Annotated in this window: 1 tRNA gene and 3 rRNA genes; all 4 read left to right on the top strand. The window is 50.0% G+C overall.

Going from position 1 to position 4940, the window contains the following annotated elements:
• Positions 1 to 48: 48 nt before the first annotated feature.
• The 4 genes from M1F55_RS08965 (at position 49) to rrf (ending at position 4936) form a co-directional block, all read left to right on the top strand.
• Positions 49 to 1594: ribosomal RNA gene (locus tag M1F55_RS08965) — 16S ribosomal RNA — on the top strand.
• Between the two features lie 51 nt (positions 1595 to 1645).
• Positions 1646 to 1718: transfer RNA gene (locus tag M1F55_RS08960), tRNA-Ala, on the top strand.
• A gap of 124 nt (positions 1719 to 1842) precedes the next feature.
• A 23S ribosomal RNA gene (locus M1F55_RS08955) occupies positions 1843 to 4744 on the top strand.
• Between the two features lie 76 nt (positions 4745 to 4820).
• Positions 4821 to 4936, top strand: a 5S ribosomal RNA gene (rrf, locus tag M1F55_RS08950).
• The 16S, 23S and 5S rRNA genes sit together here with 1 tRNA gene alongside, the layout of an rRNA operon.
• Positions 4937 to 4940: the final 4 nt, after the last annotated feature.

The raw sequence follows: 4940 nt of genomic DNA, 5'->3' as shown, positions 1-4940 counted from the left end.
AAAAAACAATAAATCTGTCAGTGACAGAAATGAGTGAGAACTCAAACTTTTAATGAGAGTTTGATCCTGGCTCAGGACGAACGCTGGCGGCGTGCCTAATACATGCAAGTAGAACGCTGAAGGAGGAGCTTGCTTCTCCGGATGAGTTGCGAACGGGTGAGTAACGCGTAGGTAACCTGCCTGGTAGCGGGGGATAACTATTGGAAACGATAGCTAATACCGCATAAGAGTAGATGTTGCATGACATTTGCTTAAAAGGTGCAATTGCATCACTACCAGATGGACCTGCGTTGTATTAGCTAGTTGGTGGGGTAACGGCTCACCAAGGCGACGATACATAGCCGACCTGAGAGGGTGATCGGCCACACTGGGACTGAGACACGGCCCAGACTCCTACGGGAGGCAGCAGTAGGGAATCTTCGGCAATGGACGGAAGTCTGACCGAGCAACGCCGCGTGAGTGAAGAAGGTTTTCGGATCGTAAAGCTCTGTTGTAAGAGAAGAACGAGTGTGAGAGTGGAAAGTTCACACTGTGACGGTATCTTACCAGAAAGGGACGGCTAACTACGTGCCAGCAGCCGCGGTAATACGTAGGTCCCGAGCGTTGTCCGGATTTATTGGGCGTAAAGCGAGCGCAGGCGGTTAGATAAGTCTGAAGTTAAAGGCTGTGGCTTAACCATAGTACGCTTTGGAAACTGTTTAACTTGAGTGCAAGAGGGGAGAGTGGAATTCCATGTGTAGCGGTGAAATGCGTAGATATATGGAGGAACACCGGTGGCGAAAGCGGCTCTCTGGCTTGTAACTGACGCTGAGGCTCGAAAGCGTGGGGAGCAAACAGGATTAGATACCCTGGTAGTCCACGCCGTAAACGATGAGTGCTAGGTGTTAGACCCTTTCCGGGGTTTAGTGCCGCAGCTAACGCATTAAGCACTCCGCCTGGGGAGTACGACCGCAAGGTTGAAACTCAAAGGAATTGACGGGGGCCCGCACAAGCGGTGGAGCATGTGGTTTAATTCGAAGCAACGCGAAGAACCTTACCAGGTCTTGACATCCCTCTGACCGCTCTAGAGATAGAGTTTTCCTTCGGGACAGAGGTGACAGGTGGTGCATGGTTGTCGTCAGCTCGTGTCGTGAGATGTTGGGTTAAGTCCCGCAACGAGCGCAACCCCTATTGTTAGTTGCCATCATTCAGTTGGGCACTCTAGCGAGACTGCCGGTAATAAACCGGAGGAAGGTGGGGATGACGTCAAATCATCATGCCCCTTATGACCTGGGCTACACACGTGCTACAATGGCTGGTACAACGAGTCGCAAGCCGGTGACGGCAAGCTAATCTCTTAAAGCCAGTCTCAGTTCGGATTGTAGGCTGCAACTCGCCTACATGAAGTCGGAATCGCTAGTAATCGCGGATCAGCACGCCGCGGTGAATACGTTCCCGGGCCTTGTACACACCGCCCGTCACACCACGAGAGTTTGTAACACCCGAAGTCGGTGAGGTAACCGTAAGGAGCCAGCCGCCTAAGGTGGGATAGATGATTGGGGTGAAGTCGTAACAAGGTAGCCGTATCGGAAGGTGCGGCTGGATCACCTCCTTTCTAAGGATAAGGAACTGCGCATTGGTCTTGTTTAGTCTTGAGAGGTCTTGTGGGGCCTTAGCTCAGCTGGGAGAGCGCCTGCTTTGCACGCAGGAGGTCAGCGGTTCGATCCCGCTAGGCTCCATTGGTGAGAGATCACCAAGTAATGCACATTGAAAATTGAATATCTATATCAAATAGTAACAAGAAAATAAACCGAAAACGCTGTAGTATTAATAAGAGTTTATGACTGAAAGGTCAAAAAATAAGGTTAAGTTAATAAGGGCGCACGGTGGATGCCTTGGCACTAGGAGCCGAAGAAGGACGTGACAAACGACGATATGCCTTGGGTAGCTGTAAGTAAGCGATGATCCAGGGATTTCCGAATGGGGGAACCCAACAGGTACTACCTGTTACCCGCATCTGTTAAGGATGTGAGGAGGAAGACGCAGTGAACTGAAACATCTAAGTAGCTGCAGGAAGAGAAAGCAAAAGCGATTGCCTTAGTAGCGGCGAGCGAAACGGCAGGAGGGCAAACCGAAGAGTTTACTCTTCGGGGTTGTAGGACTGCAATGTGGACTCAAAGATTATAGAAGAATGATTTGGGAAGATCAGCCAAAGAGAGTAATAGCCTCGTATTTAAAATAGTCTTTGTACCTAGCAGTATCCTGAGTACGGCGGGACACGTGAAATCCCGTCGGAATCTGGGAGGACCATCTCCCAACCCTAAATACTCCCTAGTGACCGATAGTGAACCAGTACCGTGAGGGAAAGGTGAAAAGCACCCCGGGAGGGGAGTGAAATAGAACCTGAAACCGTGTGCCTACAACAAGTTCGAGCCCGTTAATGGGTGAGAGCGTGCCTTTTGTAGAATGAACCGGCGAGTTACGTTATGATGCGAGGTTAAGTTGAAGAGACGGAGCCGTAGGGAAACCGAGTCTGAATAGGGCGAATTAGTATCATGACGTAGACCCGAAACCATGTGACCTACCCATGAGCAGGTTGAAGGTGCGGTAAGACGCACTGGAGGACCGAACCAGGGCACGTTGAAAAGTGCTTGGATGACTTGTGGGTAGCGGAGAAATTCCAAACGAACTTGGAGATAGCTGGTTCTCTCCGAAATAGCTTTAGGGCTAGCGTCGATATTAGAGATTCTTGGAGGTAGAGCACTGTTTGGGTGAGGGGTCCATCCCGGATTACCAATCTCAGATAAACTCCGAATGCCAATGAATTATGGTCGGCAGTCAGACTGCGAGTGCTAAGATCCGTAGTCGAAAGGGAAACAGCCCAGACCACCAGCTAAGGTCCCAAAATAATTGTTAAGTGGAAAAGGATGTGGGGTTGCACAGACAACTAGGATGTTAGCTTAGAAGCAGCTATTCATTCAAAGAGTGCGTAATAGCTCACTAGTCGAGTGACCCTGCGCCGAAAATGTACCGGGGCTAAAACAATTTACCGAAGCTGTGGATACCTTTATAGGTATGGTAGGAGAGCGTTCTATGTGTGATGAAGGTGTACCGTGAGGAGTGCTGGAACGCATAGAAGTGAGAATGCCGGTATGAGTAGCGAAAGACAGGTGAGAATCCTGTCCACCGTAAGACTAAGGTTTCCAGGGGAAGGCTCGTCCGCCCTGGGTTAGTCGGGACCTAAGGAGAGACCGAAAGGTGTATCCGATGGACAACAGGTTGATATTCCTGTACTAGAGTATGTAGTGATGGAGGGACGCAGTAGGCTAACTAAAGCAGACGATTGGAAGTGTCTGTCTAAGCAGTGAGGTGTGATATGAGTCAAATGCTTATATCTGTAACATTGAGCTGTGATGGGGAGCGAAGTTTAGTAGCGAAGTTAGTGACGTCACACTGCCAAGAAAAGCTTCTAGCGTTTAAACATACTCTACCCGTACCGCAAACCGACACAGGTAGTCGAGGCGAGTAGCCTCAGGTGAGCGAGAGAACTCTCGTTAAGGAACTCGGCAAAATGACCCCGTAACTTCGGGAGAAGGGGTGCTGACTTTAAGTCAGCCGCAGTGAATAGGCCCAAGCAACTGTTTATCAAAAACACAGCTCTCTGCTAAATCGTAAGATGATGTATAGGGGGTGACGCCTGCCCGGTGCTGGAAGGTTAAGAGGAGTGCTTAGCGTAAGCGAAGGTATGAATTGAAGCCCCAGTAAACGGCGGCCGTAACTATAACGGTCCTAAGGTAGCGAAATTCCTTGTCGGGTAAGTTCCGACCCGCACGAAAGGCGTAATGATTTGGGCACTGTCTCAACGAGAGACTCGGTGAAATTTTAGTACCTGTGAAGATGCAGGTTACCCGCGACAGGACGGAAAGACCCCATGGAGCTTTACTGCAGTTTGATATTGAGTGTCTGTACCACATGTACAGGATAGGTAGGAGTCTATGAGATCGGGACGCCAGTTTCGAAGGAGACGTTGTTGGGATACTACCCTTGTGTTATGGCCACTCTAACCCGGATAGGTGATCCCTATCGGAGACAGTGTCTGACGGGCAGTTTGACTGGGGCGGTCGCCTCCTAAAAGGTAACGGAGGCGCCCAAAGGTTCCCTCAGAATGGTTGGAAATCATTCGCAGAGTGTAAAGGTATAAGGGAGCTTGACTGCGAGAGCTACAACTCGAGCAGGGACGAAAGTCGGGCTTAGTGATCCGGTGGTTCCGTATGGAAGGGCCATCGCTCAACGGATAAAAGCTACCCTGGGGATAACAGGCTTATCTCCCCCAAGAGTTCACATCGACGGGGAGGTTTGGCACCTCGATGTCGGCTCGTCGCATCCTGGGGCTGTAGTCGGTCCCAAGGGTTGGGCTGTTCGCCCATTAAAGCGGCACGCGAGCTGGGTTCAGAACGTCGTGAGACAGTTCGGTCCCTATCCGTCGCGGGCGTAGGAAATTTGAGAGGATCTGCTCCTAGTACGAGAGGACCAGAGTGGACTTACCGCTGGTGTACCAGTTGTCTTGCCAAAGGCATCGCTGGGTAGCTATGTAGGGAAGGGATAAACGCTGAAAGCATCTAAGTGTGAAACCCACCTCAAGATGAGATTTCCCATGATTTTATATCAGTAAGAGCCCTGAGAGATGATCAGGTAGATAGGTTAGAAGTGGAAGTGTGGCGACACATGTAGCGGACTAATACTAATAGCTCGAGGACTTATCCAAAGTAACTGAGAATATGAAAGCGAACGGTTTTCTTGGTTTGAATAGATATTCAATTTTGAGTAGGTATTACTCAGAGTTAAGTGACGATAGCCTAGGAGATACACCTGTACCCATGCCGAACACAGAAGTTAAGCCCTAGAACGCCGGAAGTAGTTGGGGGTTGCCCCCTGTGAGATATGGAAGTCGCTTAGCTCTA

Origin of the sequence: Streptococcus mitis (assembly GCF_023109235.1) — a bacterium.
GTDB classification, from domain to species: domain Bacteria; phylum Bacillota; class Bacilli; order Lactobacillales; family Streptococcaceae; genus Streptococcus; species Streptococcus mitis_DA.
This window is presented reverse-complemented; position numbering and strand designations above follow the sequence as displayed.